Source organism: Streptomyces sp. sk2.1, from assembly GCF_008120935.1.
Lineage (GTDB): Bacteria > Actinomycetota > Actinomycetes > Streptomycetales > Streptomycetaceae > Streptomyces.
Map to the genome: position 1 here is coordinate 479133 of NZ_RDBO01000020.1, position 24663 is coordinate 503795.

The following is a 24663-nucleotide window of genomic DNA, read 5'->3' on the forward strand; positions in this document are numbered from 1 at the left end:
GTCCCGATCCCCGTCCCGGCCCCGGTCTCCCGTCACAGCCCCAGCCGCGAGACGGCCTTGCCCGCGTCCAGTCCGCACGAGCCGCCCCCGGCGTGCGACCAGGCCGCCCCGCAGAGCGCCCGCAGCCCGTCGAGCACGTCCCCGTCCCCCTCCAGCACCAGTTCGTTCCCGCGCGCCGACGCCGTCCAGTCCCCGCACACGAAGCCGCGGCCGGTCTCCGTCACCTCGGGCTGCCCGGTGAGCAGCCCCCGCAGGTCCGCGTCCACGTAGGTGGGGCGGTGCCTCGGCCCGGCGGCCACCAACTGCGCCGCGTCCGTCACCCCGGTGAGCACCAGCAGGGAGTCCACCCCGCCGTTGAAGGCGCCCTCGATGTCCGTGTCCAGCCGGTCCCCGACCACCAGCGGGCGCTCGGCCCCGGTCCGCAGCACCGTCTCCCGGTGCATCGGCGGCAACGGCTTCCCGGCGACCTGTGGTTCGGCCCCGGTGGCGATCCGTACGACCTCCACCGCCGCCCCGTTGCCCGGCGCGATGCCCCGGGCACCCGGAATCGTCAGATCGGTGTTGGACGCGAACCACACCGCCCCGCGCGCGATCGCGTACGCGGCCTCGGCGAACCGCCCCCAGGCCATGTCCGGCCCGCCGTACCCCTGCGCCACCGCGACCGGTTCGTCGTCCGCGTGCTCCACCGGCACCAGGCCCCGCTCCCGCAGCGCGACCCGCAGCCCCTCGCCGCCCACCACCAACACCCTGGAACCGGCGGGCAGTTGGTCGGCCATCAGCCGGGCCACCGCCTGCGCCGAGGTGATCACGTCGGTCGGTTCGGCCGGAATCCCCAGCTCGGTGAGGTGCTCGGCCACCGCCGCCGGGGTCCGCAGGGCGTTGTTGGTCACGTACGCCAGGTGCATCCCGCCGTCCCGCGCCGTGCGCAACGAGTCGACGGCGTGGACGATCGCCCGGCCGCCCGCGTACACCACTCCGTCGAGATCGAGCAGCGCCGTGTCGTACGCCTCGTACAACGCGGTGCTGCTCCCCCTCGGTCCGCTCCTGCTCACCTGACTCATCCGTCGCGCTCCTCGCTCCATGCTTCCGTCCGATCATCGCTCATCGCCCGTCGCTCACCGGAGCCGCCCGCATACGATGCAGAAATGAACACACCAAGTCCGGCCGACCAGGGGCTGCGCCTGATCCCGTTCCGTGGACTGCGATACGTCCCCGAGCAGGTCGGCAGCCTCTCCGCGGTGACCTCACCGCCGTACGACGTCGTCGTTCGACCCGACGGGCTGCACCACTTGGAATCGGCGGATCCGCACAACATCGTCCGGCTGATCCTGCCCCAGGCCGACACCGCCGCCGCCCGCCACAAGCAGGCGGCCGAGACCCTGAACCGCTGGCTCTCCGAGGGTGTCCTCGCACCCGATGCCGAGCCGGCCCTGTACGTCTACGAGCAACGCGACGCGGAGATCCTGCAACGCGGCATCGTGGGCGCCCTCGAACTCTCCGCCCCCGCCGACGGCATCGTCCTGCCGCACGAGGACGTGATGTCCGACGTCGTCGAGGACCGGGCCGACCTGATGCGCACGACGGCCGCCCATCTCGAACCGCTGCTGCTCACCTACCGCAGCGACGACGGCGGTCCGGGCGCGACCGCCGTCATCGAGCGGACCGTGGACCGCCCTCCGCTGCTCGCCACCACCACCGAGGACGGCTTCCGCCACCGGCTCTGGGCGATCACCGATCCCGACGACCGGGCCGAGATCGACACCGACCTGGCACGCCGCCAGGCCCTGATCGCCGACGGCCACCACCGCTGGGCCACGTATCTGCGACTGCAGCGGGAGCACACCGGTCACGGCCCCTGGGACTTCGGCCTGGTCCTCCTGGTCGACACCGCCCGCTACCCGCTCCGGGTGCGTGCCATCCACCGGCTGCTGCGCCGCCTCCCGGTCGCCGACGCGCTCGCGGCGCTGGACGGTCTCTTCCACGTCCGGGCCCTGGACGGACCCCTCCCGCAGGCCCTGGAGGCGCTCGCCGAGGCCGCCTCGGAAGGCAACGCGTTCCTGCTCGCGGGCGACGGCGGGTTCCATCTCGTCGACCGCCCGGACGCCGCCCTGCTGGCCCGCGCGGTTCCCACCGACCGCCCGGACGCCTGGCGGACCCTGGACGCGACGGTCCTGCACTCGGCCCTGCTCGACGACGTCTGGCGAATCCCCGACGCCCCCGAGCACATCGCATACATCCACGACACCGCGGCAGCCGTCGAGCAGGCCGAACGCCTCGGTGCGACAGCGGTCCTGATGCATCCGGTACGGGAGGAGGTCGTCCGCGACCTCGCCCGGCAGGGCGTCACGATGCCCCGCAAGTCGACCTCCTTCGGCCCCAAGCCGGCCACCGGCCTCGTCCTGCGCAGCCTCACCCTCGACTGACCCGCGCCGACGACGGAGGGCGGCATCCCTTTCCTGGATGCCGCCCTCCGTCATGACTCACGCCTGGGACGCGCCGTTCCCGTCCTCGGTCCCGGCCTCGGCCTTGTCGGCCGCACCGTCCGCGGCGTCCGCGGCGTCCGCGACATCACCCTTGCCGGTGTCCTCGTCCGCCTTGTCCTCGTCGGCGTCTGTGGCGACGGCCGGGACGACGGCGGTGTCGTCCTCGTCGTCCCCGAGGGCGTCGACGAACTCGACGCCGTCCAGCTCCGCGAGCCGGTCCGAGGCGTCCGTGGAACCGTCCTTGTCCGCCTCCAGCGCCTTGCCGAACCACTCGCGCGCCTCGTCCTCACGCCCTGCGGCCAGCAGCGCGTCGGCGTACGCGTAGCGCAGCCGGGCCGTCCACGGGTGCACGGCGCTCGATGCGAGTTCGGGGCTCTGCAGCGTGACGATGGCGGCGTCGATCTGCCCCATGTCCCGGCGGGCTCCGGCCGCCACCAGCCGCATCTCGACCTGACCGGCCTTGTCGAGCTTCTGCACCTCGGGCTCGCCGGCCATGGCCATCGCCCGCTCGGGCCGCCCGAGTCCGCGCTCGCAGTCGGCCATGACGGGCCAGAGCTCCACGGAACCGGTCATCCGCTTCGCCGCCCGGAACTCCGCCAGCGCCTCGGAGTACTTCTGCGTCGCGTACGCGGCGAACCCGGCCGCCTCACGCACGGCGGCGACCCTGGAGGCCAGCCGCAGCGCGATCCGCGAGTACGCGTACGCCTGCTCGGGGTCCTCGTCGATCAGCCGGGCCACCATGACGAGGTTCCTGGAGACGTCCTCGGCCAGGGTCTTCGGCAGGCTCATCAGCTCCTGCCGCACGTCCTTGTCGATCTCGTCGCCGGTGACGTCCTCGGGAATCGGGAGCCGCTTGATGGGCTCGCGGTCCCGGTCGTCACGACGCTCGTACCCACCGCGGTCGTCACGCCCCCGGTAGCCGCCCCGGCCACCACGGTCGTCCCGCTGCCCGCGGTAGCCCCCACCCCGGTTGTCGTCCCGCCGGTCGTCCCGACGGGGGCCACGGTCCCGGTCGTCGCGGCGGAAACCGCCGCCGCGGTTGTCGTCGTCGCGGCGCAGGCCACGCGGACGGTCGTCACGACGCTCGAACCCACGACCACCACGGTCATCATCACGACGCGGACCACGGAACCCACCACGGTCGTCATCCCGACGCGGCCCACGATCCCGATCCCGGTCATCACGGCGGAACCCACCACTGCGGTTGTCGTCCCGCCGGTCGTCCCGACGCGGACCACGGTCCCGGTCCCGGTCATCACGCCGGAAACCGCCACCGCGGTTGTCGTCGTCGCGGCGCAGGCCACGCGGACGGTCGTCACGACGCTCGAACCCACGACCACCACGGTCATCATCACGACGCGGACCACGGAACCCACCACGGTCGTCATCCCGACGCGGACCACGGAAGCTACCGCCGCGGTCGTCGTCCCGACGGGGGCCACGGTCCTGGTCCCGGTCGTCGCGGCGGAAACCGCCACCGCGGTTGTCGTCACGCCGGTCATCACGGCGGAACCCACCACTGCGGTTGTCGTCCCGCCGGTCGTCCCGACGCGGACCACGGTCCCGATCCCGGTCATCACGCCGGAAACCGCCACCGCGGTTGTCGTCGTCGCGGCGCGGGCCACGCGGACGGTCGTCACGACGCTCGAACCCACGACCACCACGGTCATCATCACGACGCGGACCACGGAACCCACCACGGTCATCATCACGACGCGGACCACGGAACCCACCACGGTCATCATCACGACGCGGACCACGGAAGCTACCGCCGCGGTCGTCGTCCCGACGGGGGCCACGGTCCCGGTCCCGGTCGTCGCGGCGGAAACCGCCACCGCGGTTGTCGTCACGCCGGTCATCACGGCGGAACCCACCACTGCGGTTGTCGTCCCGACGCGGACCACGGTCCCGATCCCGGTCATCACGCCGGAAACCGCCGCGGTCGTTGTCCCTACGGGGCCCGCCGGCCCGGTCGTCACGGCGACCGCTGAAGCCGCCCCGGTCACCACCGTCCCGGCGACGCGGCTCGCGCTCCGAACGATCGTCGGGAGAGTTGGTGGACATCGGCGTGACTCCTGTCATCGGGTACTACAAGACATTCTGGCGCAGTCGGACATCCAACGCGCTCCGGAAAACAAAAAGGACCCTTGGTCCCAGCGTMKACGCTGGGACCAAGGGTCCTTCAAAGATTGTTCGGCGGCGTCCTACTCTCCCACAGGGTCCCCCCTGCAGTACCATCGGCGCTGAAAGGCTTAGCTTCCGGGTTCGGAATGTAACCGGGCGTTTCCCTAACGCAATGACCACCGAAACTCTATCGGGCCACCCCGCAAAACGGGGTATCGGCGCTTAGCGAACAAGCACACTTTTCAATTAATTAGTGAAGCTGTTCAACCGGTGCGACTGTTCGCAGCCCGGGAACAACACAGTGGACGCGAGCAACTGAGGACAAGCCCTCGGCCTATTAGTACCAGTCAGCTCCACCCGTTACCGGGCTTCCACATCTGGCCTATCAACCCAGTCGTCTACTGGGAGCCTTAACCAATCAAGTTGGTGGGAATACTCATCTCGAAGCAGGCTTCCCGCTTAGATGCTTTCAGCGGTTATCCCTCCCGAACGTAGCCAACCAGCCATGCCCTTGGCAGAACAACTGGCACACCAGAGGTTCGTCCGTCCCGGTCCTCTCGTACTAGGGACAGCCCTTCTCAATATTCCTACGCGTCGGGACAACACGACACGAGAGCGGGACAACCAGTCGGAATAGGACCGGCCGTCCACAGCGTCCTCGCTGTGCAATTGCCTGCCGGAACCCGAAGGATCCCGCAGGACTTTCAAAGGAACCACCAACCTGCCGTAGCAGGCCGGGGTATCAACATATCTGGCGTTGACTTTTGGCACGCTGTTGAGTTCTCAAGGAACGGACGCTTCCTTTGTACTCACCCTCTCGGGCTTTCCTCCGGGCTTTTCCCTCCGGTCTTGCGTTTCCGACTCTATCAGATCCTTRCGGACCCGATTCCCGGRCAGCGGGATTCGCCTTCCAGGTCCTCCGCTTCCGCGTTTTCCCTTTCCGGCGGTTCCGACTCTACCAGAACCTTTTCCCGTTCCGTTTCCGGACCGGATTCCGAATTCTCGGTGACCGTCGAAGTGGTCTTTTGCCTTTCGGCTTCCGCTACGTTAACCGATTTCCCTGGTGGCTCATAATCGAGCCGAGGAAACGAATTACGGCATGCCGAATTCGCACCCGTCCGGGTGAGTCGTAGGTAGTGGTTGGCCGCTGCCAGGTGCTCGGATTCGGTCCGGATGGACTGAATCGACAGCAGTACCCGTTCAAGCGGCTCGGACAACATTAGGTGTCCCTCAAGGGTGAGTCAAGTTGCGCGGCGGCGTGGCACATGGGCCCGGTAGGGACTCACCGTGGGATCTCCGTCGATCCAGAAGCGCCAGGGATGTACGGCCCCGTCGCCGCCCACCCCGGTGCGCGGACCGTTGCGTACCTGGTCGCGCGGTGGTGGGGTGCCGTGCAGCACGGAGAGCTGGGCCCCGGGGTGGGCGATGGCGTCGGTGCCGTTCAGTGCGCGGTCGATGCCGAGGGCGGTCGCCAGGCGGGCCGGCCCTTTGGCCAGTTCCTTGTCGTTGCGGGCCGAGTTCCGACGTTCGCGGGTGAGTTCCGCGCCGACCTGGATGTCGCCGGCGCGGAGCAGGACCCCGCTCGCCCTGCCCTCCGGGCCGCACACCAGATTGAGGCAGTGCCACATGCCATAGGTGAAGTAGACGTACGCGTGTCCCGGCGGTCCGAACATGACGCTGTTGCGCGCGGTGCGGCCCCTGAAGGCGTGCGAGCCGGGGTCGATCTCCCCCGCGTACGCCTCCACCTCGGTGAGACGGAGTTCGATCGAGCCCTCGGGGGTGGTGCGCACCAGGGTGCGGCCCAGGAGGTCGGGGGCCACGTCCAGTACGGGGCGGTCGAAGAAGTCGCGTGTCAGTGGCGTACGGTCCATGCCCTCGATCATGGCGGTCGAGGGTACCGGGAACCGACTACGGTCGTGACGCGTATGTAGGGGTCAGGACCAAGGAGGAGTAAACATGGGCTTCAAGCGGCTGCTCGCGAGTCTGGGTGCCGGTGGTGCTTCGGTGGAGACCGAGCTGACCGAACTCAATGTCGTACCGGGTGGGGTCGTCCAGGGCGAGGTGCGGGTCCAGGGCGGATCCGTGGCCCAGCAGATCGAGGGACTCTCCGTCGGCCTGCAGGCCCGGGTCGAGGTCGAGGGCCAGGACACCGAGACCAAGCAGGACATCGAGTTCACCAAGCTTCGGCTCGGTGGGGCGTTCGAGGTGCAGGCCGGTGCCGTGCACGTTGTGCCGTTCGGGCTGGAGATCCCCTGGGAGACGCCGATCACGATGTTCGCCGGGCAGCACCTGCACGGCATGAACATCGGTGTGACCACGGAGCTGGAGATCGCGCGGGCGCTGGACTCGGGCGACCTGGACCCGATCAACGTGCACCCGCTGCCGGCCCAGCAGGCCATCCTGGACGCCTTCGGGCAGCTCGGTTTCGGTTTCCGCAGCGCGGACATGGAGCGCGGTCACATCCGCGGCACGCGCCAGCGGCTGCCGTTCTACCAGGAGATCGAGTTCTTCCCGCCGCAGCAGTACCGCGGGCTGAACCAGGTCGAGCTGTCCTTCGTCGCGGACGACCGCGAGATGGACGTCGTCCTGGAGATGGACAAGAAGCCGGGGCTCTTCAGCGAGGGCAGCGACTCGTACCGCTCGTTCAAGGTCGGGCTGAACGACTACCAGGGGACCGACTGGGCGGCGTACCTCAACCAGTGGCTCGCCCAGGTCGGCGGTCGGCGCAACTGGCTCTAGGGTCGGTGGGGACCGGCTGACAGCAGTGACAGAACGAAGCGATCAGGAGAGGTGCTGACGTGACCGAGCCGAAGAGGGCGCCGCTGCCGCACGACTTCCACCCCGAGGTGCCGTCGTTCACGGTGGTGAGCGAGGACCTCGCCCCCGGTGCCGTGCTGGCGGACGCCCAGGTGTTCGCGGGCGGGAACACCTCGCCGCAGCTGCGGTGGGAGGGTTTCCCGGCGGAGGCCAAGAGCTTCGCCGTGACCTGTTTCGACCCCGACGCCCCGACGGGCAGCGGGTTCTGGCACTGGGTGGTCTTCGACATCCCGGCATCGGTCACCGAGCTTCCGGCCGGTGCGGGAAGCGGGAAGTTCGAAGGGCTGCCCGCCGGTGCCGTGCAGGTCCGCAACGACTACGGCTCGAAGGACTTCGGTGGCGCCGCACCGCCGGCCGGGGAGAACCACCGCTACGTCTTCACCGTGTACGCGGTGGACACCGAGAAGCTGGGTGTCGACAGCGACGCGTCGCCCGCGGTCGTCGGATTCAACCTGCGTTTCCACACGCTGGGCCGTGCCCAGCTGATCGGCGAGTACGCGTCCCCCGCCCAGGAGGCGTGAGCCGAGAGTTTCCCCGCTGTTCGCCCTGCCCTGGTCCCGAGGAGACCGGGGCAGGGCATTTTTTATTGCGTTGTCCATCCCGGCCCGCCCCGCCAGAGTTGATCCGGGCCTGCCAGGGGGCGGGCGGCACACGGGAGGTGGGCGAGATGCGGGACACGCTGGTGCTGAACGCGAGCTTCGAGCCGCTGTCGACGGTGACGTTGAACCGTGCGGTGGTGCTGATCCTGCAGGACAAGGCCGTCGTCGAACAGTCGCACCCCGACCTCCGCATGCGTGGCGCCGCCGTGGACATTCCGGTGCCCCGGGTGATCAGGCTCTGCCGGTACGTACGGGTGCCGTTCCGAAGACACGCCCCGTGGTCCAGGAGGGGGGTGCTGGTGCGGGACCAGCACCGGTGCGCGTACTGCGGGCGGCGGGCGAGCACCGTGGACCACGTCGTCCCGCGGGCCCAGGGCGGTCAGGACACCTGGCTCAACACGGTTGCCTCCTGTGCCGAGGACAACCACCGCAAGGCGGCCCGGACGCCCGAGCAGGCGGGGATGCCGCTGCTGCGGCAGCCGTTCGTCCCCTCCCCCGCGCAGGCGATGCTGCTGGCACTGGGGGCCGACGCGGGGGCGGAGCTGCCGGACTGGCTGGACAGTGCCGCGGCGTGACCGGCGTACGTGTTCCGTCGTGACGGAAGCCCGTCCCTCCGGGGGCGGGCTTTTGCGCGTCGGCCGGGTCAGCGCAGCAGCAGCTGGACGATGGCGACCGTGCCGACCGCGACGATGAGGACGCGCAGGACGGTAGGGCTGAGGCGGCGGCCTATCTTCGCGCCGATCTGGCCGCCGATCGCGGAGCCGACGGCGATCAGGACGACGGCCGTCCAGTCGAAGTCCGCGACGAAGAGGAAGAAGAGCGCGGCAATGCTGTTGACGATGGCGGCCAGTACGTTCTTGACCGCGTTGAGTCGCTGCATGGTGTCGTCGAGCAGCATGCCCATGAGGGAGAGGTAGATGATCCCCTGGGCGGCGGTGAAGTAGCCGCCGTAGACGCTGGCGAGCATCAGCCCGACGAAGAGGAGCGGGCCGCCGTCGGGGCGGGCGGGGGTGCCGTCGTGGTCGCGCCGGCGCTGGACGGCTTTGCTGATGCGCGGTTGCAGGATGACCAGGACGAGGGCCAGTGCCACCAGGATCGGCACGATCGTCTCGAAGGCCGTGGAGGGCAGGGCCAGCAGCAGGACGGCGCCGGTGAAGCCGCCGATGAGGGCGGCGACGGAGAGTCTGAGCACGCGGCTGCGCTGCCCGGTGAGTTCCGCGCGGTAGCCGATGGCGCCGCTGATGGAGCCGGGGATCAGGCCGAGGGCGTTGGAGACGGTGGCGGTGACCGGTGGCAGTCCGGTGGCGAGCAGCACGGGGAAGGTGATCAGTGTTCCCGAGCCGACGATCGTGTTGATCGTTCCGGCGCTGATGCCCGCGACGAAGACGGCGAGCATCTCCCAGATGTTCATTGCGTGTCCCCCCGTGCGGGATCGGTGCTTGGTGCACTGATCATGCACGAGGGTGTGTACACGTCAGTCGACTGGGGTGCCGTACCGGTCCTCAGTCGACCGGGGGCTCCTCGCGGCGTTCCTTGCTTGCGCCGGTGTCGAACCCGGGGGCGCCGTTGCCGAGGTTGCCGAAGGCTCCACTGAGGCCCTTGAGCGCGTCGCCGATCTCGCTGGGCACGATCCAGAGCTTGTTGGCGTCGCCCTCGGCGATCTTCGGGAGCATCTGGAGGTACTGGTACGAGAGGAGCTTCTGGTCCGGGTCCCCGGCGTGGATGGACTCGAAGACCGTACGGATGGCCTGGGCCTCGCCCTCGGCGCGCAGGGCCGACGCCTTGGCCTCGCCCTCGGCGCGCAGGATCGCGGACTGCTTCTCGCCCTCCGCGGTGAGGATCGCGGACTGGCGCGTTCCTTCGGCCTGGAGGATCGCGGCGCGCTTGTCACGGTCGGCGCGCATCTGCTTCTCCATCGAGTCCTGGATGGAGGTGGGCGGCTCGATCGCCTTGAGCTCGACGCGGTTGACGCGGATGCCCCACTTGCCGGTCGCCTCGTCGAGGACGCCGCGGAGGGCCGCGTTGATCTCCTCGCGGGAGGTCAGGGTCCGCTCCAGGTCCATGCCGCCGATGATGTTGCGGAGGGTGGTGACGGTGAGCTGCTCGATCGCCTGGATGTAGCTGGCGACCTCGTAGGTCGCGGCCCGCGCGTCGGTCACCTGGTAGTAGATGACGGTGTCGATGTTGACGACCAGGTTGTCCTGGGTGATCACCGGCTGCGGCGGGAACGGCACGACCTGTTCGCGGAGGTCGATGCGGTTGCGGATCGAGTCGATGAACGGAACGACGATGTTCAGGCCGGCGTTGAGCGTACGGGTGTAGCGGCCGAAGCGCTCCACGATGGCGGCGCTGGCCTGCGGGATGACCTGGATCGTCTTGATCAGGGCGATGAAGACGAGCACCACCAGAATGATCAGGACGATGATGATCGGTTGCATCGTTCCTCGTTGCCCTTCGGTTGCCGACGGATCGCGATGATCGAGGTCGAGATCGCGGGAGGGGCCGGCTGTCGTGACGGCCCCGGTCTCAATGATGATCTACATCGAGTCTGGCAGAACAGGCCCTGCCTTGTGGGTGGTTCGGTCACATGACGACTGCCGTTGCTCCGTCGATGTCGACGACATCGACCTGTTGGCCCGGGTCGAAGCTCTGGTCCCCGTCGAAGGAGCGGGCGGACCAGATCTCCCCGGCCAGCTTGATCCGGCCGCCGCTGCCGTCGACCCGTTCCAGGACGACGGCCTGACGGCCCTTCAGCGCGTCGATGCCGGTGGAGAGTTGGGGCCGGTCATTGCGGTGTCTGGCGGCGATCGGGCGGACCACGGCGATGAGCGCCACGGAGACCACGACGAACACCAGCACCTGGGCCACGATGCCGCCGCCGAGTGCCGCGACGACCGCCGCGGCGACCGCTCCGACGGCGAACATGCCGAACTCGGGCATCGCGGTCAGGACGAGCGGGATGCCCAGTCCCACCGCGCCGATCAGCCACCACACCCACGCGTCGATGTCCACGTGGTCATGGTAGGACCGCGAAGGCCCTCACGGACAGGGCACAATCGGGCAGCCCTGGCCCGTCGCGCCGGTCAGGTCCGCGGCGCGCGCCGGGTTCGCCCGTGCCCGTCGCCGTATCCGTCCGGGTCCGGGGCCCGCTGCGGCCCCGTGGCCGGCGGAAAGGCCCTACGGGGGCGGGGGCCTCAGGAGAGCGGCAGGCCGTGGGCGGTGTACCGGTCGCCGGTGTGCTCCACGACGAGCGGCAGGCCGAAGCAGAGGGAGAGGTTGCGGGAGGTGAGCTCGGTCTCCATGGGGCCGGCGGCGAGCACCTTGCCCTGGCGGATCATCAGGACGTGCGTGAAGCCGGGGGCGATCTCCTCGACGTGGTGGGTGACCATGATCATGGAGGGGGCGTACGGGTCGCGGGCCAGTCGGCCGAGGCGGCGGACCAGGTCCTCGCGGCCCCCGAGGTCGAGTCCCGCCGCCGGTTCGTCGAGGAGCAGCAGCTCGGGGTCGGTCATCATGGCGCGGGCGATCAGGGTGCGCTTGCGCTCGCCCTCGGACAGGGTGCCGAACTTGCGGTCGAGGTACTCGGTCATGCCGAGCCGGTCGAGGAAGGCGCGGGCGCGCTCCTCGTCGACGGCCTCGTAGTCCTCGTGCCAGGTGGCGGTCATGCCGTACGCGGCGGTGAGCACGGTCTGCAGGACGGTCTGGCGCCGGGGCAGCTTCTCGGCCATGGCGACGCCCGCGATGCCGATGCGGGGGCGGAGGTCGAAGACGTCGGTGCCGACGCCGCCGAGCTGCTCGCCGAGGACCTTGGCGGTGCCGGTGGTCGGGAAGAGGTAGCTGGACGCGATGTTGAGGAGGGTGGTCTTGCCGGCGCCGTTCGGGCCGAGGATGACCCAGCGCTCCCCCTCCTTGACCGACCAGGAGACGTCGTCCACCAGAGCGCGTCCGTCGCGGACCACGGATACGTCCACCAGCTCCAGTACATCGCTCATGGCGCGTTGTCTCCCCATGCAGTGTCGAGATCGTCGCGTGCCTGTGGGCACAGCTCCCAGGGAAATCTACGCCACCGCGCGAGTGCTTCCGGCGCTGGGCCCGTGTGACCACGGGGCCCCGGCCGGTTCCCTAGGCTGTCGCCATGCTTTCGGAACCACGCTCAGGGCTGTTGGCCGCTTGGGGAAACGCGCTTCTGGCGGGACTCGTGTCGCCGGACGACGCGGTGCTCGCCATTGTCGGAAAGGACGCGGTGCACCGCGTCGAGGGACTGCCGGGCGAGGCGGGGCCGGTCGGGCTCACGCTGGCGCTCGGGCGGTTGCGGGGGCTGGGGGTGACGGGGTTCCGGGTGGCGCTTCCGGCGCCCGGCCATCCGCTGGGTCTGAGCGGGCCGCCGGACTTCAACGCGCGGGCGCTGGAGGCCGAGGAAGCGGTGGTGGCCTTCGGTGCGCCGTACGGGCTGGTTCCCGAGGTGCGCGAGGCGGGGCCGGCGGGGGATCTGCACGTCGAGGTGGTGTGGCGGTGTCTGGCGGTGCGGGAGGCGCCGCCGGCCGACGTGCCGTCGCTGGGCGAGGCGGAGCGGGAGCTGGCCGAGGCTCTGCGGGACGCGACGGCGGTGCTGTCGCGGCTGGACGTGGCCGGTTCGGGGCCGGTGGCCGAGGCCGCCGTGGACGCGTACCGGGCGCGGACGGAGCGGGGGCGCGAGGTGCTGGCCCCGGGGTATCCGCCGCGGGCGGTGCGGGTGCTGGAGCTGGCGCAGCGGGTGGGGCTGCTGATCTCGGTGGCGTACGGGAACGGGCACGGCGGTGCGGTGAGCGCTTCGGAGATCGCGGCCCGGGGCGAGGCGCTGCGGCCGGTGGAGCGGGTGGCCCGGCGGGCGCAGGTCGCCGCGTACAACGCGTATGTGGAGGAGCGGGAGCGGGGGCGGTAGTCCGGTCCGGGGTTCGGGGCCGGTGCGGCCTGCGTGCTGTGCGGTGCCGCGGGGCGGGGCGGACGTGTCGTGTCCGTCCCGCCCCGCGGCGCACGACCGCGGGACCGGTCGATCCGTCCGGTCGGCCGGGTCAGCCGTTCAGGCCGAGGTTGCCGAAGGCCGGGTTGAGCAGGCCGATCACGTTGACGGTGTCGCCGACCGCGTTGACCGGGACGTGCACCGGGGCCTGGACGGTGTTGCCGCCGGCCACGCCCGGGGAGTGGGTGGCGATGCCGTCGGCGCCCGCGCCGTGACCGGTGGCGGAGGCCGCGCCCGCGCCGCCGGCGATGATTCCGCCGGCGATCATGGCGACGGCGGCGGCCTTCTTCAGGTTCTTCACTTCGGGGTCCTCCTGGTGTGGCTGCGGCCGACCGCCGCAGCTCCCTGGAGAACGCCTCTCCCCGGTACGGGTTGCGCCGTCCGGGTGACATACACCCGACAGTATGAATCTCAGCCCGGGGGGCGACGGTCCGCTCCACCGGCGTCCGGCTCCACCGGTGGCCGGACCCGCCGGTGGTCAGCTCGCCGCTCCGTGCCGGACGGCCCACAGGGCCGCCTGGGTCCGGTCCGAGAGGTCCAGCTTCATCAGTATGTTCGAGACGTGCGTCTTGACGGTCTTCTCGGAGAGGACCAGCGCTCGCGCGATCTCGCGGTTGGAGCGGCCGTCGGCGATCAGGCCCAGCACCTCCCGCTCCCGTTCGGTGAGGGTGTTCCCCCGGCCCGTCCCCCCGCCCGGTTCCTCCTGGGCGAGCAGGGCCTCCGCGACCTCCGGCTGGAGCAGTACGTGTCCCGCGTACACGGAACGGATCGCACCGGCCAGGGCGTCCGGGTCGACGTCCTTGTACACGTAGCCGGAAGCCCCGGCGCGCAGTGCGGGGACCACGGTGCGCTGCTCGGTGAAGCTGGTGACTATGAGGACCCTGGCCGGGTTCTGGAGTTCGCGCAGTGTGCGCAGCGCCTCGATGCCGTCGGTGCCGGGCATCTTGATGTCCATCAGGACGACATCGGGACGGAGCTCCTCGGTCCTGGCCACGCCCTCGGCGCCGTCGGCCGCCTCGCCGACCACCTCTATGTCGTCCTGGATCTCCAGGAACGTGCGCAGACCGCGGCGGACCACCTGGTGGTCGTCGACCAGCAGCACCCTGATGATCTTGTCAGCCACCGGGTACCTCCATCTCGATCGTGGTGCCCTCGCCGGGCGCCGATTCAACGGTGAGCCTGCCGCCGACGCCACTGGCCCGGTCGCGCATCGACACCAGGCCCAGGTGCCGGCCCGCCTGCCGGGTCGCCGCGGGCTCGAAGCCGCTGCCGTCGTCGGCGATCCGCAGCAGCGTGCCGCCGTCGCGCCGGGCCAGGGTGACCGCGACGTGTTCCGCACCGGAGTGGCGCAGCGCGTTGTGCAGGGCCTCCTGGGCGACCCGGAGCAGCGCCTCCTCCTGGGCGGCCGGCAGGGCCCGTACGCCCAGGCTCTCGAAGGTCACCCGGGCCGTGTGGGCCCGGTCCAGGACCTGGACTTGGGTACGGAGCGTGGCGACGAGACCGTCCTCGTCGAGCGCGGCGGGGCGCAGCTCGACGACGGCGGCCCGCAGCTCGTCCACGGCTTCGGCGGCGAGCACGGCGACCTGTTGCAGCTCGCCCTTGGCGCGGGCCGGGTCGCGGTCGACCAGGGCGGTGGCGGCCTGGGCCGTCAGCCGCAGGGAGAAGAGCTTCTGGCTGACCGCGTCGTGCAGCTCGTGGGCGAGCCGGGAGCGTTCCTCGGCGATGGTGAGCTCGCGGCTGCGTTCGTACAGCCGGGCGTTGGTGAGGGCGATCGCGGCGTGCTGGGCGAGGATGGCCAGCAGGTCCTCGTCCTCGGCGGTGAAACCGCAGCTGCCCTCGGGTTTGGGGCAGCGCTTGTTGGCGAGGAAGAGCGCGCCCATGACCTCGTCGCCGTCCCTGATGGGCAGGCCGAGGAAGTCGGACATGTCGGGGTGGGCCTCGGGCCAGCCCTCGAAACGGGGGTCCTTGCGGACGTCGGCGAGGCGCTCGCACTTCGCCTCGCGGAGCATCGCGGCGAGGATGCCGTGCTGCCTGGGCAGGGGGCCGATGGCCTTCCACTGCTCGTCGCTGACGCCGTCGACGACGAACTGGGCGAAGCCGCCGTGGTCGTCGGGGACGCCCAGCGCGGCGTACTCGGCGTCCAGCAGCTCGCGGGCCGAGGCGACGATCGTCTTCAGGACGTCACGCACTTCGAGGTGTCGGCTCATGGCGAGCAGCGCGGCGCTCACGGCGGCCAGGCCCGATGGCGTGCGGTGGCTCATGGACCTCACCGTACCGGCGGGGTGCGCACGCCGTATCGGCCTGTGGACGGCCCCGCATTAGGACCGTGGGACTAGGCCGCCCGGCCCGTGGGCACACGGCGGGACCTCCGCCCGCTGCCGGGTCCCGCATGCCTCACCGCCCGGTCCTGCCTGCCCCGCGGCCCGGTCCCGCCTGCCCCCGCGGGTGCGCCGCAGAGCGTCCGAGGCGGTCGACGCACCTCCCACAGGGTCGGATCATGACACTCCGAATTGCGGAAGCAACGGTTGGTGAAACTGTTACGCGCCCGATGTGAGGCCGCGCATAGGACCCACATCACTTACGAAGTCGACTAGTGGAGACATAAGCGCCGCATCAATGGGCATGAGAACGGGCCCGCACGACCGGGCCGGGCACTGATCCACTACTCGGGTTCGTACGTCACACCTTTGCCACCCGATTTTGCCGCCGCTAAGAATTGCTCCCGTCCCCGACGGAGATGCGAAACGCGCTTCCCGTCTTCGTCCTCCGTGAGGACTTCCGCGATTCGAAGAGGTACGTCTGCATGTCCGCGTCCAGCACCACCGGCCGTCGCCGTCGCCTGAACAAGGCCCAGAAGTTCTCCGTCGCGGGTGTTTCCGCCGCCGCGGTCGCCGCGCTCTCGTTCTCGCTCGTCCCCGCCAACGCCGAGCCCAAGACCGAGGCCGAGGCTCCCGTCTCCGCCGCCCCCGTGGTCCTCGCGTCGGCCGCCGGTGCCCCGCAGGCCAGGACGGTGCAGGCAAGCATCATCGAGCAGCACTCCACCGCCGAGAAGCTGGTGAAGGCCGCCGACCTCGCCAAGGCCAAGAAGGCCGCCGCCGAGAAGGCCGCCGCCGCCAAGAAGAAGGCGGCCGCCGAGGCCAGGGCCGCGGCGAAGGCCGAGGCAAAGGCGAAGGCCGCCTCCCGTGCGAAGGCGAAGGCCGTCGCCGAGCGCACCGAGACGCGTGCCGCCAGCCGCTCCCAGGCCCGCACCCCGGTGTACGCCAACAACCTGGACGGCTGGATCCGGCAGGCCCTGGACGTCATGCGCGCCAACGGCATCCCGGGCTCGTACGAGGGGCTGCACCGCAACATCATGCGCGAGTCGACCGGCAACCCGAACGCGGTCAACGGCTGGGACGTCAACGCCCAGAACGGCACCCCGTCCTGCGGTCTGCTGCAGGTCATCCAGCCGACGTTCAACGCGTACCACGTGCCCGGCACCTCGTCGAACATCTACGACCCGGTCGCCAACATCACGGCCGCCGCCAACTACGCGGCCGACAGGTACGGCTCGATCGACAACGTCAACAGCGCGTACTGAGCCGGCGCCCGGACGCCGCACGCACATGCCGAAGGGCGGCACCCCGCAGGGTGCCGCCCTTCGGCGTCCGGTACCGGCGCGTCCGCCCCGGTACCCGTGATCACTTGCGCATGACCTCGGGCTCGTGGCGGCGCAGCAGCCGCGCGACCGCGAAGCCGCAGATCACGCCGAGGAACAGGAGCACCGTGATGTTGATGCCCCACTGACCGGCCGAGTGCTCCCACAGCGGGTCCAGGTCGGTCGGGTTCTTCGGGTCCCACGGCGGCATCAGGTGCGCCAGGTCGAGCGTGGCGCCCGCGCCCGCGATGGCCCAGCGGGACGGCATCAGCCAGGCGAACTGCTCCAGGCCGGGCGAGCCGTACACCTGGAAGAGGATGCCGGTGAAGACGACCTGGACGATCGCGAACATGACCAGCAGCGGCATGGTCTTCTCGGCGGTCTTCACCAGCGAGGAGATGACCAGGCCGAACATCATCGAGGTGAAGCCGAGCGCGATGATCGTCACGCAGAGCTCGACGGCCGGCGGCATGAACAGGCCCTCTTCGGGCAGGTCGCGGGTGGCGAAGCCGATGCCGCAGATGATGACGCCCTGGAAGGCGGTGATCACGCCGAGGACGATCACCTTGGACATCAGATAGGCCGAGCGGGAGAGGCCGGTGGCCCGTTCCCGTTCGTAGATGACGCGTTCCTTGATCAGTTCTCGTACGGAGTTGGCCGCCGCGGAGAACGTCATCCCGATCACCAGGATCAGCATGATCGTTCCGGCGTCCCCGTTGAACCGGGACGGCGGCTTCGGCGGTGCCAGGCCGAAGTCGGCCGGGATGACCACGCTGACGACGCCGAGCACGGCGGGCAGGATCACCATCAGACCCATGAAGCCCTTGTCGGACGCGATCACCGAGACGTAGCGGCGCATCAGCGTCCACAGCTGGGCGGACCAGCTCTGCGGCTTCGGCGGGCGCATCTGCTGCGGGGGCGGCATGTGCACGGACTGCGCGGCGACGGCGTCGATGTCCGCGGCGTACATCTGGTAGTGCTGCGAGCCGCGCCAGCGGCCCGCCCAGTCGTAGTCGCGGTAGTTCTCGAACGCGGAGAAGACGTCCGCCCAGGTGGTGTAGCCGAAGAAGTTGAGCGCTTCCTCCGGCGGGCCGAAGTAGGCGACGGAACCGCCCGGCGCCATGACGAGCAGCTTGTCGCAGATGGCCAGCTCGGCGACGGAGTGCGTGACGACCAGGACCGTGCGGCCGTCGTCGGCCAGGCCGCGCAGCAGCTGCATGACGTCGCGGTCCATGCCCGGGTCGAGACCGGAGGTCGGCTCGTCGAGGAAGATCAGCGACGGCTTGGTGAGCAGTTCGAGCGCGACGGAGACGCGCTTGCGCTGACCGCCGGAGAGCGAGGTGACCTTCTTGTCCTTGTGGATGTCGAGCTTGAGCTCGGCGAGGACTTCGAGGATCCGGGCCTGGCGCTCCGCCTCGGTGGTGTCCGCGGGGAAGCGGAGCTTGGCCGCGTACTTGAGCGCCTTGATGACGGTGAGTTCCTTGTGCAGGATGTCGTCCTGCGGGACCAGACCGATGCGCTGGCGCAGCTCGGCGAACTGCTTGTAGAGGTTCCGGTTGTCGTAGAGGACGTCGCCCTGGTTGGCGGGCCGGTAACCGGTGAGCGCCTTGAGCAGGGTGGACTTTCCGGAGCCGGACGGGCCGATGACCGCGATGAGCGACTTCTCCGGGACGCCGAAGGAGACGTCCTTGAGGATCTGCTTCCCGCCGTCGACCGTCACCGTGAGGTGGCGGGCGGAGAAGGAGACCTCACCGGTGTCGACGAACTCCTCGAGCCGGTCGCCGACCAGGCGGAAGGTCGAGTGACCGACACCGACGATGTCGTTGGGGCCGATGAGCGCGGAGCCGGACTTGGAGAGCGGCTGACCGTTGACGTACGTGCCGTTGTGGGATCCGAGGTCGCGGATCTCGAAGCGGCCGTCGGGGGTCGCGTGGAATTCGGCGTGGTGGCGCGAGACCTGGAGGTCGGAGACCACCAGCTCGTTCTCCAGCGCACGACCGATGCGCATGACGCGGCCGAGGGCCAGCTGGTGGAACGTGGTGGGGCTGCGGTCGCCGTACACCGGCGGGGCCCCCGCGGCACCGCCCGCGCCGGGAGTGTTCGGCATGCCCTGGTGCGGGACCTGGGGCTGCGGCTGCACGGGCTGCTGGGGCTGCCCCTGGGGGGCCTGCTGCCAGCCCTGCTGCTGCGGAGCGGGGTTCTGCGGGGCGGGCCAGCCCGTGCCGCCCTGCTGCTGCGGCTGCTGCGCGGGGGCCTGCGGGGCACCCGCGCCCTGGCCGCTGTACGCGGCGCCCGCCGGGGCGCCCAGGCTCAGCAGCGGCCCGTCGGTGGCGTTGCCGAGATGCACGGCGGAGCCGGGACCGATCTCCAGCTGCTGGATCCGGCGTCCCTGCACATAGGTGCCGTTGGTGCTGCCGTGGTCCTCGATGAACCAGCTACGGCCGTTCCAGCTGATCGTGGCATGCCGCCACGAGACCCTTGCGTCGTCGATCGTCAGGTCGCCCTGCGGATCGCGCCCGAGGGTGTACGACCTGGACGGATCGAGCGTCCAGGTCCTTCCATTCAATTCCAGTACGAGTTCCGGCACTCCGCGCCCCACTAGTTGTCCCCCGAGTTGCCCCCATCACAGGGAGCCTAGGGATGCTGAACATCGTGGGGAACTATTCCAGGAGCGGTCCCGGATACGAAAGTCGGACGGGGTGAAGACCCTGCCGAGACCTGCATCGTTACGGTGTCGGCACGAAAAACTGCGGACAGGAGCCGCAAGTCCCGACGAATGGCGGCAGATCGTCGGCAAGCGGGCCGAAGTACGGCATTCACCCGTGAACGCGGGACGATCCAGGTCATACACGCTCCGTCACCTTCCGGGTACGCGACCCGGTCACCGGGGATCCACCCGGTGGCCACCCGGCGTTCCGGGGAGGCGTCGCCCCCGGCCGTTTCCCGCCCGCGCCCGGTGCCCGGCGCGGGCGGGAAACGGGGTCGACGCGCTGTCCGGCACTCGGGACGGACCTTCGGTGCCGCGGGAGGGACCGATACGGTGGAAGCACCATGAGCGCATCTCAGCCCCCTCAGTCCTCCCGGTCTCCTGAGCCCTCCGAGCCCCTCCGGGGCGCGGACACACCCACCCTTCTCGTGAAGATCTTCGGGAAGGACCGTCCCGGCATCACCGCCGGGCTCTTCGACACCCTCGCCGCCTACTCGGTCGACGTCATCGACATCGAGCAGGTCGTCACCCGTGGCCGCATCGTCCTGTGCGCGCTGGTCACCGCCCCGACCTCGGGCGGCACCACCGAGGGCGACCTGCGGGCGACCGTGCACAGCTGGGCCGAGTCCCTGAAGCTCCAGGCCGAGATCATCTCCGGCACGGGCGACAACCGGCCGCGCGGCCACGGGCGTTCCCACGTGACGGTGCTCGGGCACCCGCTGACCGCGGAGTCGACCGCCGCCATAGCGGCCACGATCACCTCCACCGGCGGCAACATCGACCGCATCTTCCGGCTGGCCAAGTACCCGGTCACGGCGGTCGAGTTCGCGGTGTCGGGCACCGGCACCGCGGAGCTGCGCACGGCCCTGGCCACGGAGGCGGCCGGGATCGGCGTCGACGTGGCGGTGGTGTCCGCCGGGCTGAGCCGCCGGGCGCAGCGGCTGGTCGTCATGGACGTCGACTCGACACTGATCCAGGACGAGGTCATCGAGCTCTTCGCCGCCCACGCGGGCTGCGAGGACAAGGTGGCCGAGATCACCGAGCGGGCGATGCGCGGCGAACTCGACTTCGAGCAGTCGCTGCACGCGCGGGTGGCGCTGCTGGCGGGGCTCGACGCGTCGGTGGTGGACAAGGTGCGCGCCGAGGTGCGGCTGACGCCGGGCGCGCGCACCCTGATCCGTACGCTGAAGCGGCTCGGGTACCAAGTGGGCGTGGTTTCGGGCGGGTTCACCCAGGTCACCGACGACCTGAAGGAGCGGCTCGGGCTCGACTTCGCCTCCGCCAACACGTTGGAGATGGTCGACGGGAAGTTCACCGGGCGGGTCGTCGGCGACATCGTCGACCGGGCCGGCAAGGCCCGGCTGCTGCGCAGTTTCGCCAAGCAGGCCGGGGTGCCGCTGGCGCAGACCGTGGCGATCGGTGACGGTGCGAACGACCTGGACATGCTGAACACGGCCGGTCTCGGGGTGGCGTTCAACGCCAAGCCGGTGGTCCGCGAGGCCGCGCACACCGCGGTGAACGTGCCGTTCCTGGACACCGTGCTGTATCTGCTCGGCATCACCCGCGAGGAGGTCGAGGCCGCCGACGGCCTCGTCGACTGACGCGTTCCCGCACGGCACTTCTGTAGGAACGTTCCTGCGGTGGCGGCCCCGTGACGGGTCCCGTACCGGGACGTTCCCGTACGTGCAGGGGCCCCGGTGCGATCGCACCGGGGCCCCTGCACGCGCCCGTCCCTTTCCCCGCCCGTACGCGCACCGGCCGCCCCGCGGCGAGCGGGCGCGTCGAGCCGGCGGGGGCCGCGGGATCAGTCGTTGGGCGTCCAGTACTCGACCAGCTTGCCCACTCCGTGTTCCACGCCCTTCCAGGAGCCGTTGAACTCGACGACGGCGAACGCGGCGGTCGGGAAGCCGCCGCGGGACATCCGGGCCAGGGCGTCGCCCTCGGCCGAGTTCGAGAGGGCGTCGGCGACCGCGTGCATGCCGGGGTTGTGGCCGATGACGAGAAGGTCGCGCACGTCGTCGGGGGTTTCGTTGATCAGGGCGATGAGCTCGCCGGGGGACGCCTCGTACAGGCGCTCCTCGTACACGGTCCTCGGCCGGTGCGGCATCTCGTGCACCGCCAGCTTCCACGTCTCGCGGGTCCTGGCAGCGGTGGAGCAGAGAGCCAGATCGAGGACGATCCCGGAGTCGACGAGTTTGCGGCCTGCGACGGGGGCATCCTTGCGGCCGCGCTCCGCGAGGGGCCGCTCGTGGTCGGAGTCCTGCGACCATTCCGCCTTTGCATGCCTGAGAAGGACGATCCTGCGAGGTGTATCGACGCTCATACACCTCAGCTTCGCACGAAACCGCCCGCCCGGCGCAGGGTGTTGACGTGCTCGTGCGACGGGCGCGGGCGGCTCGGGCCGGTCCTCGGGGCCGGGGACGGAGTGCGTCGGCCGGTCTTCGGGCCGCGGGCGGACGGCGTCAGGCGCTCACCAGGGCCATGACACGTGCGAGAAGTCGGCCGATCGCGGGGTCGGTGGTCGCGGCCTGCGCGTCACCGGTGCCGATGATCAGCAGCATCAGCGCGGCGAACGCGACCGCCGGCAGCGCCACGGCCCACCACGGCAGCCGGACCTCGACGCCGCCCGTGGCCGGGTGGGTGGTCCGGGGGTGGTGGTGCGTACGGGCCGCCATGTCCGCCTCCGTGGGGCTTCGGTGCCGAATCCGGGGGTTGCCGGTTCCGATACCGAGAAACCTACGGATCCGCGGGCGCCGTTCCCATCCGGTGACCCACCCACTTCACCCTGACCCCAGCCCCCTAGGGGATGGTGGGGACAGCCCCACCCCCGGCCGAGGCGCCGGGCCGGATCAGGGGGAGGCGACCGAGGCGATCACCGCGACCACCACGGTGATCAACAGCATCGCCCCGAGCACGAGGAGGAGCTTCTTCTGGCCGTTCTGGGGATTCGGGTCGAGCACAGGAGACATGGGCACAGTCTCCCACCTCAGCATTCGTCCTCGATCGTCCGGGCCCGCCCCGCCAGGAACCCGGCCGCCATCTGGGGCACCATGAGGCCCGCCATCAGGGCGATCGGCACCTCCCAGCCGCCGGTGTGCTGGTAGAGCACGCCGATCAGCAACGGTCCGGGGATCGAGATCAGGTAGCCGACGGACTGCGCGAAGGCGGACAGCCGCACGACTCCGGCACCGGTGCGCGAGCGCATGCCGATCATCGTCAGGGCGAGCGGGAAGGAGCAGTTCGAGATCCCCAGGAGCAGCGCCCAGGCCCAGGCCCCGCCGGCCGGTGCGAGGTAGAGGCCGGCGTATCCGACGAGGCCGCAGCCGCCGAGGAACAGGACGATCGGGCCCTGGTTCCGCATCCGGGAGGCGACCTTCGGGATGACGAACGCGAGGGGCACCCCCATCGCCATGGTCACGGCGAGCAGCGCGCCCGCGGTGCCTGCCGAGACCCCCGCGTCGCGGAAGATCTGCGGCATCCATCCCATGGTGATGTACGCGGCGGTGGCCTGCAGGCCGAAGAAGCAGGCGAGGGCCCAGGCGGTGCGGCTGCGGGTGATCCGGAGGGCCGGGGCGTCCTGGCCCCGGCCGCCCGGCCGGGCCGAGGGGCCGCGCCGGTCCCGTACCACCGGGAGCCAGGGCAGGATCGCGACGGCGGCGAGCGCGGCCCAGACGCCGAGGCCGAGCCGCCAGCTGCCGCCCAGCGCGCTGGTCATGGGCACGGTCACGGCGGCGGCGAGCGAGGTGCCGAGGGCCAGGGCCATCGAGTAGAGCCCGGTCATGGAGCCGACGCGGTCCGGGAACCAGTGCTTGACGATCACCGGCATCAGGACGTTGCTGACGGCGATGCCCATGAGGGCCAGGGCGCTCGCGGCGAGGAAGCCCGCGGTACCGCCGACGAGCGGACGGATCACCAGGCCGGCGGTGATGGCGATCATTCCGGCGCAGACGACGGCGCCGGGCCCGAAGCGGCGGGCGAGGCGGGGCGCCATGATGCCGAAGACCGCGAAGCAGAGCGGCGGCACGGAGGTGAGGACACCGGCCACGCTGCCGCTCATGTGCAGGCCGTCCCGCACCTCTTCGAGGAGGGAGCCGAGGCTGGTGATGGCGGGGCGGAGGTTGAGTGCGGTGAGGACCAGCCCGACGGCGACCAGCCGGAGCAGCCAGGGCGCGGGCCCGGAAGCGGGCCGGGTCGCCCCCGGGCCCTGCGGGGCGCGCGGGGCCGGGGAATCCATGGGGGCTTCCGCCGTGGCGGCGGGGCTGAGGGCCCGGGTCTGGGGCTGATTCTCGTCGGACATGACTCCATCATAGAATCATGGGATGATTGGTTGTCCAATCCTCCGAGAACGTTCGGGGACCCCCGGGGAACCGTGAGGTGTTCGCGGGACGGCGCGAATCGTCCCCGCTCCCCCGGACACCTGGAGCAACCCGCGCGCGTTGGGCGAGTGGGGCGGCCCGAGCACCTCGAACCACCCGCCCCGCACCCCGACTCCCCACAACCCGACCAAGGAGCACCATGACGCTGACGTCCCCGCGGCGTTCGGCACTCGCCGACCAGGTGATTGCCCAGCTGAGGAATCAGATCACCTCCGGCGAATGGCCCGTGGGTTCCCGGATTCCCACCGAGCCCGAGCTGGTGGAACAGCTGGGGGTGGCCCGCAACACGGTCCGGGAGGCGGTGCGCGCCCTCGCGCACAACGGCCTGCTCGACATCCGGCAGGGCTCGGGCACCTATGTCATCGCCACCAGCGAGCTGGCCGGGGTGATGCGCCGCCGCTTCGCCGCCGCCGATCCCCGCCACGTCGCCGAGCTGCGCGCCACCCTGGAGTCGTCGGCGGCCCGGCTGGCCGCCGTGCGGCGCACCGAACGGGACCTGAAGCAGCTGGACGCGCTCATGGCGCGGCGGGAGGAGACCTGGGCCGCGAACGACGCCGAGGCGTTCGTGGCGGCGGACGCGACGCTGCACCTGGCCGTGGTCGCCGCCTCGCACAACGACGTACTGACCGGCCTCTACGCCGACCTGGCCGATCTGCTGCGCGACTACCTCAGGGACGACATCGGTCACGAGCTGCGGCCGGAGAACCACATGGACCACAGCAGGCTGGTCGAGGCGATCCGGTCGGGGGACGCGGAGACGGCGGCCGCCGAGGCCGCGGGCCATGCGCTGAGCTGCCGGGCGGACCGGGTCTGAGCGGACCGGGCCCCAGGGGCCGTCCCGCGGGGCCTCTCCCACGGACCGGTACACGCGGCCCCGCGCCCGCAGACCGGGCGCTCCGGAAACGGCGCCCGCGACCCGCG

General features: G+C 70.6%; 24 protein-coding genes, 1 rRNA gene and 1 other annotated feature. Of the genes, 8 read left to right on the top strand and 17 right to left on the bottom strand.

All coding sequences use genetic code 11. The annotated features are described in order from the left end of the window. Nucleotides 1-32: 32 nt before the first annotated feature. A complete protein-coding gene (locus EAO76_RS05590) occupies nt 33-1061 on the bottom strand; it encodes an HAD hydrolase-like protein (RefSeq protein WP_148833924.1) in 1029 nt (342 codons plus the stop codon). A gap of 84 nt (nt 1062-1145) precedes the next feature. On the opposite strand from EAO76_RS05590, the gene EAO76_RS05595 reads away from it, so the two are divergent. After that, nucleotides 1146-2423 (top strand): DUF1015 domain-containing protein, encoded by a 1278-nt coding sequence (locus EAO76_RS05595; protein WP_148833927.1) that lies wholly within the window; start codon nt 1146-1148, stop codon nt 2421-2423. Between the two features lie 57 nt (nt 2424-2480). Here EAO76_RS05595 and EAO76_RS45350 read toward each other — a convergent pair whose 3' ends face one another. The 4 genes from EAO76_RS45350 to EAO76_RS05615 all read right to left on the bottom strand — a co-directional run bounded on the left by EAO76_RS45350 (nt 2481) and on the right by EAO76_RS05615 (nt 6490). Beyond that, entirely contained in the window at nt 2481-3272 is a 792-nt protein-coding gene (locus tag EAO76_RS45350; RefSeq protein ID WP_222872138.1) for a tetratricopeptide repeat protein, read from the bottom strand. After that, entirely contained in the window at nt 3272-4342 is a 1071-nt protein-coding gene (locus tag EAO76_RS45355) for a hypothetical protein (protein ID WP_262375348.1), read from the bottom strand. Before EAO76_RS45355 ends, EAO76_RS45350 begins: the two co-directional genes overlap by 1 nt. Before the next feature lie 332 nt (nt 4343-4674). Further along, nucleotides 4675-4791, bottom strand: a 5S ribosomal RNA gene (rrf, locus tag EAO76_RS05605). A 145-nt stretch (nt 4792-4936) separates the two neighbouring features. Beyond that, nucleotides 4937-5199 (bottom strand) — a sequence feature (23S ribosomal RNA rRNA prediction is too short). A 649-nt stretch (nt 5200-5848) separates the two neighbouring features. Continuing rightward, nucleotides 5849-6490 (bottom strand): DNA-3-methyladenine glycosylase, encoded by a 642-nt coding sequence (locus tag EAO76_RS05615; protein WP_148833930.1) that lies wholly within the window; start codon nt 6488-6490, stop codon nt 5849-5851. Nucleotides 6491-6563: 73 nt separating this feature from the next. On the opposite strand from EAO76_RS05615, the gene EAO76_RS05620 reads away from it, so the two are divergent. The 3 genes from EAO76_RS05620 (at nt 6564) to EAO76_RS05630 (ending at nt 8598) form a co-directional block, all read left to right on the top strand. Beyond that, on the top strand, nt 6564-7346 hold the full coding sequence (locus EAO76_RS05620) for a sporulation protein (RefSeq protein ID WP_148833932.1): 783 nt from the start codon (nt 6564-6566) through the stop codon (nt 7344-7346). A 59-nt stretch (nt 7347-7405) separates the two neighbouring features. Continuing rightward, nucleotides 7406-7945 carry a YbhB/YbcL family Raf kinase inhibitor-like protein gene (locus EAO76_RS05625; protein WP_148833935.1) on the top strand — a complete coding sequence of 180 codons (540 nt, stop codon included), beginning with the start codon at nt 7406-7408 and terminating at the stop codon, nt 7943-7945. Nucleotides 7946-8091: 146 nt separating this feature from the next. Beyond that, entirely contained in the window at nt 8092-8598 is a 507-nt protein-coding gene (locus tag EAO76_RS05630) for an HNH endonuclease (RefSeq protein ID WP_148833936.1), read from the top strand. 68 nt (nt 8599-8666) lie between these two features. On the opposite strand, the gene EAO76_RS05635 is transcribed toward EAO76_RS05630, so the two are convergent. The 4 genes from EAO76_RS05635 to EAO76_RS05650 form a co-directional block, all read right to left on the bottom strand. Continuing rightward, on the bottom strand, nt 8667-9434 hold the full coding sequence (locus tag EAO76_RS05635; RefSeq protein ID WP_148833939.1) for a sulfite exporter TauE/SafE family protein: 768 nt from the start codon (nt 9432-9434) through the stop codon (nt 8667-8669). A 91-nt stretch (nt 9435-9525) separates the two neighbouring features. Further along, complete coding sequence (locus EAO76_RS05640) at nt 9526-10461, bottom strand: SPFH domain-containing protein (RefSeq protein WP_148833941.1); 936 nt, start codon at nt 10459-10461, stop codon at nt 9526-9528. Between the two features lie 145 nt (nt 10462-10606). Beyond that, nucleotides 10607-11035 carry an NfeD family protein gene (locus EAO76_RS05645; protein ID WP_148833943.1) on the bottom strand — a complete coding sequence of 143 codons (429 nt, stop codon included), beginning with the start codon at nt 11033-11035 and terminating at the stop codon, nt 10607-10609. Nucleotides 11036-11217: 182 nt separating this feature from the next. Beyond that, nucleotides 11218-12015 carry an ABC transporter ATP-binding protein gene (locus tag EAO76_RS05650; RefSeq protein ID WP_148833945.1) on the bottom strand — a complete coding sequence of 266 codons (798 nt, stop codon included), beginning with the start codon at nt 12013-12015 and terminating at the stop codon, nt 11218-11220. Nucleotides 12016-12158: 143 nt separating this feature from the next. On the opposite strand from EAO76_RS05650, the gene EAO76_RS05655 reads away from it, so the two are divergent. Next, a complete protein-coding gene (locus EAO76_RS05655) occupies nt 12159-12944 on the top strand; it encodes a hypothetical protein (RefSeq protein ID WP_148833947.1) in 786 nt (261 codons plus the stop codon). 130 nt (nt 12945-13074) lie between these two features. Here EAO76_RS05655 and EAO76_RS05660 read toward each other — a convergent pair whose 3' ends face one another. The 3 genes from EAO76_RS05660 to EAO76_RS05670 form a co-directional block, all read right to left on the bottom strand. After that, nucleotides 13075-13323 (bottom strand): chaplin, encoded by a 249-nt coding sequence (locus EAO76_RS05660; protein WP_148833949.1) that lies wholly within the window; start codon nt 13321-13323, stop codon nt 13075-13077. 177 nt (nt 13324-13500) lie between these two features. Next, nucleotides 13501-14145, bottom strand: a complete 645-nt coding sequence (locus tag EAO76_RS05665) for a response regulator transcription factor (protein WP_148833951.1) — start codon at nt 14143-14145, stop codon at nt 13501-13503. After that, nucleotides 14138-15283, bottom strand: a complete 1146-nt coding sequence (locus EAO76_RS05670; RefSeq protein ID WP_148833953.1) for a GAF domain-containing sensor histidine kinase — start codon at nt 15281-15283, stop codon at nt 14138-14140. Before EAO76_RS05670 ends, EAO76_RS05665 begins: the two co-directional genes overlap by 8 nt. A 542-nt stretch (nt 15284-15825) precedes the next feature. Between EAO76_RS05670 and EAO76_RS05675 the strand changes: the two genes are divergently transcribed. Further along, nucleotides 15826-16602 carry a transglycosylase SLT domain-containing protein gene (locus tag EAO76_RS05675; RefSeq protein ID WP_148833955.1) on the top strand — a complete coding sequence of 259 codons (777 nt, stop codon included), beginning with the start codon at nt 15826-15828 and terminating at the stop codon, nt 16600-16602. A gap of 100 nt (nt 16603-16702) precedes the next feature. Here the strand turns inward: EAO76_RS05675 and EAO76_RS05680 are convergent, their stop codons facing one another. Further along, nucleotides 16703-19258: an FHA domain-containing protein gene (locus tag EAO76_RS05680; RefSeq protein ID WP_148833957.1), complete on the bottom strand. Its 2556-nt coding sequence runs from the start codon at nt 19256-19258 to the stop codon at nt 16703-16705. A gap of 452 nt (nt 19259-19710) precedes the next feature. Here EAO76_RS05680 and serB point away from each other — a divergent pair, with 452 nt between their 5' ends. Beyond that, nucleotides 19711-20967 (top strand): phosphoserine phosphatase SerB, encoded by a 1257-nt coding sequence (serB, locus tag EAO76_RS05685; RefSeq protein ID WP_148833959.1) that lies wholly within the window; start codon nt 19711-19713, stop codon nt 20965-20967. Between the two features lie 203 nt (nt 20968-21170). On the opposite strand, the gene EAO76_RS05690 is transcribed toward serB, so the two are convergent. The 4 genes from EAO76_RS05690 to EAO76_RS05700 form a co-directional block, all read right to left on the bottom strand. Then, nucleotides 21171-21689, bottom strand: coding sequence for a histidine phosphatase family protein (locus EAO76_RS05690; RefSeq protein ID WP_148833961.1), 519 nt, complete (start codon nt 21687-21689; stop codon nt 21171-21173). Nucleotides 21690-21828: 139 nt separating this feature from the next. Then, nucleotides 21829-22041 carry a hypothetical protein gene (locus EAO76_RS05695; protein WP_148833963.1) on the bottom strand — a complete coding sequence of 71 codons (213 nt, stop codon included), beginning with the start codon at nt 22039-22041 and terminating at the stop codon, nt 21829-21831. Nucleotides 22042-22215: 174 nt separating this feature from the next. Continuing rightward, nucleotides 22216-22326 (bottom strand): SGM_5486 family transporter-associated protein, encoded by a 111-nt coding sequence (locus EAO76_RS45895; RefSeq protein WP_262375349.1) that lies wholly within the window; start codon nt 22324-22326, stop codon nt 22216-22218. A gap of 26 nt (nt 22327-22352) precedes the next feature. Further along, complete coding sequence (locus EAO76_RS05700; RefSeq protein ID WP_148833965.1) at nt 22353-23663, bottom strand: MFS transporter; 1311 nt, start codon at nt 23661-23663, stop codon at nt 22353-22355. Nucleotides 23664-23881: 218 nt separating this feature from the next. Between EAO76_RS05700 and EAO76_RS05705 the strand changes: the two genes are divergently transcribed. After that, complete coding sequence (locus EAO76_RS05705) at nt 23882-24556, top strand: FadR/GntR family transcriptional regulator (protein ID WP_148833967.1); 675 nt, start codon at nt 23882-23884, stop codon at nt 24554-24556. Nucleotides 24557-24663: the final 107 nt, after the last annotated feature.

Bases quoted from the DNA above. Each gene is read 5' to 3' on its own strand.
- EAO76_RS05670 (WP_148833953.1), bottom strand. From the start codon at position 15,283: ATGAGCCACCGCACGCCATCGGGCCTGGCCGCCGTGAGCGCCGCGCTG.
- EAO76_RS05650 (WP_148833945.1), bottom strand. From the start codon at position 12,015: ATGAGCGATGTACTGGAGCTGGTGGACGTATCCGTGGTCCGCGACGGA.
- EAO76_RS05590 (WP_148833924.1), bottom strand. From the start codon at position 1,061: ATGAGTCAGGTGAGCAGGAGCGGACCGAGGGGGAGCAGCACCGCGTTG.
- EAO76_RS05635 (WP_148833939.1), bottom strand. From the start codon at position 9,434: ATGAACATCTGGGAGATGCTCGCCGTCTTCGTCGCGGGCATCAGCGCC.
- EAO76_RS45350 (WP_222872138.1), bottom strand. From the start codon at position 3,272: ATGAGCCTGCCGAAGACCCTGGCCGAGGACGTCTCCAGGAACCTCGTC.
- EAO76_RS45355 (WP_262375348.1), bottom strand. From the start codon at position 4,342: ATGACCGGCGTGACGACAACCGCGGTGGCGGTTTCCGCCGCGACGACC.
- serB (WP_148833959.1), top strand. From the start codon at position 19,711: ATGAGCGCATCTCAGCCCCCTCAGTCCTCCCGGTCTCCTGAGCCCTCC.
- EAO76_RS05695 (WP_148833963.1), bottom strand. From the start codon at position 22,041: ATGGCGGCCCGTACGCACCACCACCCCCGGACCACCCACCCGGCCACG.
- EAO76_RS05640 (WP_148833941.1), bottom strand. From the start codon at position 10,461: ATGCAACCGATCATCATCGTCCTGATCATTCTGGTGGTGCTCGTCTTC.
- EAO76_RS05595 (WP_148833927.1), top strand. From the start codon at position 1,146: ATGAACACACCAAGTCCGGCCGACCAGGGGCTGCGCCTGATCCCGTTC.
- EAO76_RS05620 (WP_148833932.1), top strand. From the start codon at position 6,564: ATGGGCTTCAAGCGGCTGCTCGCGAGTCTGGGTGCCGGTGGTGCTTCG.
- EAO76_RS05690 (WP_148833961.1), bottom strand. From the start codon at position 21,689: ATGAGCGTCGATACACCTCGCAGGATCGTCCTTCTCAGGCATGCAAAG.
- EAO76_RS05675 (WP_148833955.1), top strand. From the start codon at position 15,826: ATGTCCGCGTCCAGCACCACCGGCCGTCGCCGTCGCCTGAACAAGGCC.
- EAO76_RS05615 (WP_148833930.1), bottom strand. From the start codon at position 6,490: ATGATCGAGGGCATGGACCGTACGCCACTGACACGCGACTTCTTCGAC.
- EAO76_RS05700 (WP_148833965.1), bottom strand. From the start codon at position 23,663: ATGTCCGACGAGAATCAGCCCCAGACCCGGGCCCTCAGCCCCGCCGCC.
- EAO76_RS05705 (WP_148833967.1), top strand. From the start codon at position 23,882: ATGACGCTGACGTCCCCGCGGCGTTCGGCACTCGCCGACCAGGTGATT.
- EAO76_RS05655 (WP_148833947.1), top strand. From the start codon at position 12,159: ATGCTTTCGGAACCACGCTCAGGGCTGTTGGCCGCTTGGGGAAACGCG.
- EAO76_RS05630 (WP_148833936.1), top strand. From the start codon at position 8,092: ATGCGGGACACGCTGGTGCTGAACGCGAGCTTCGAGCCGCTGTCGACG.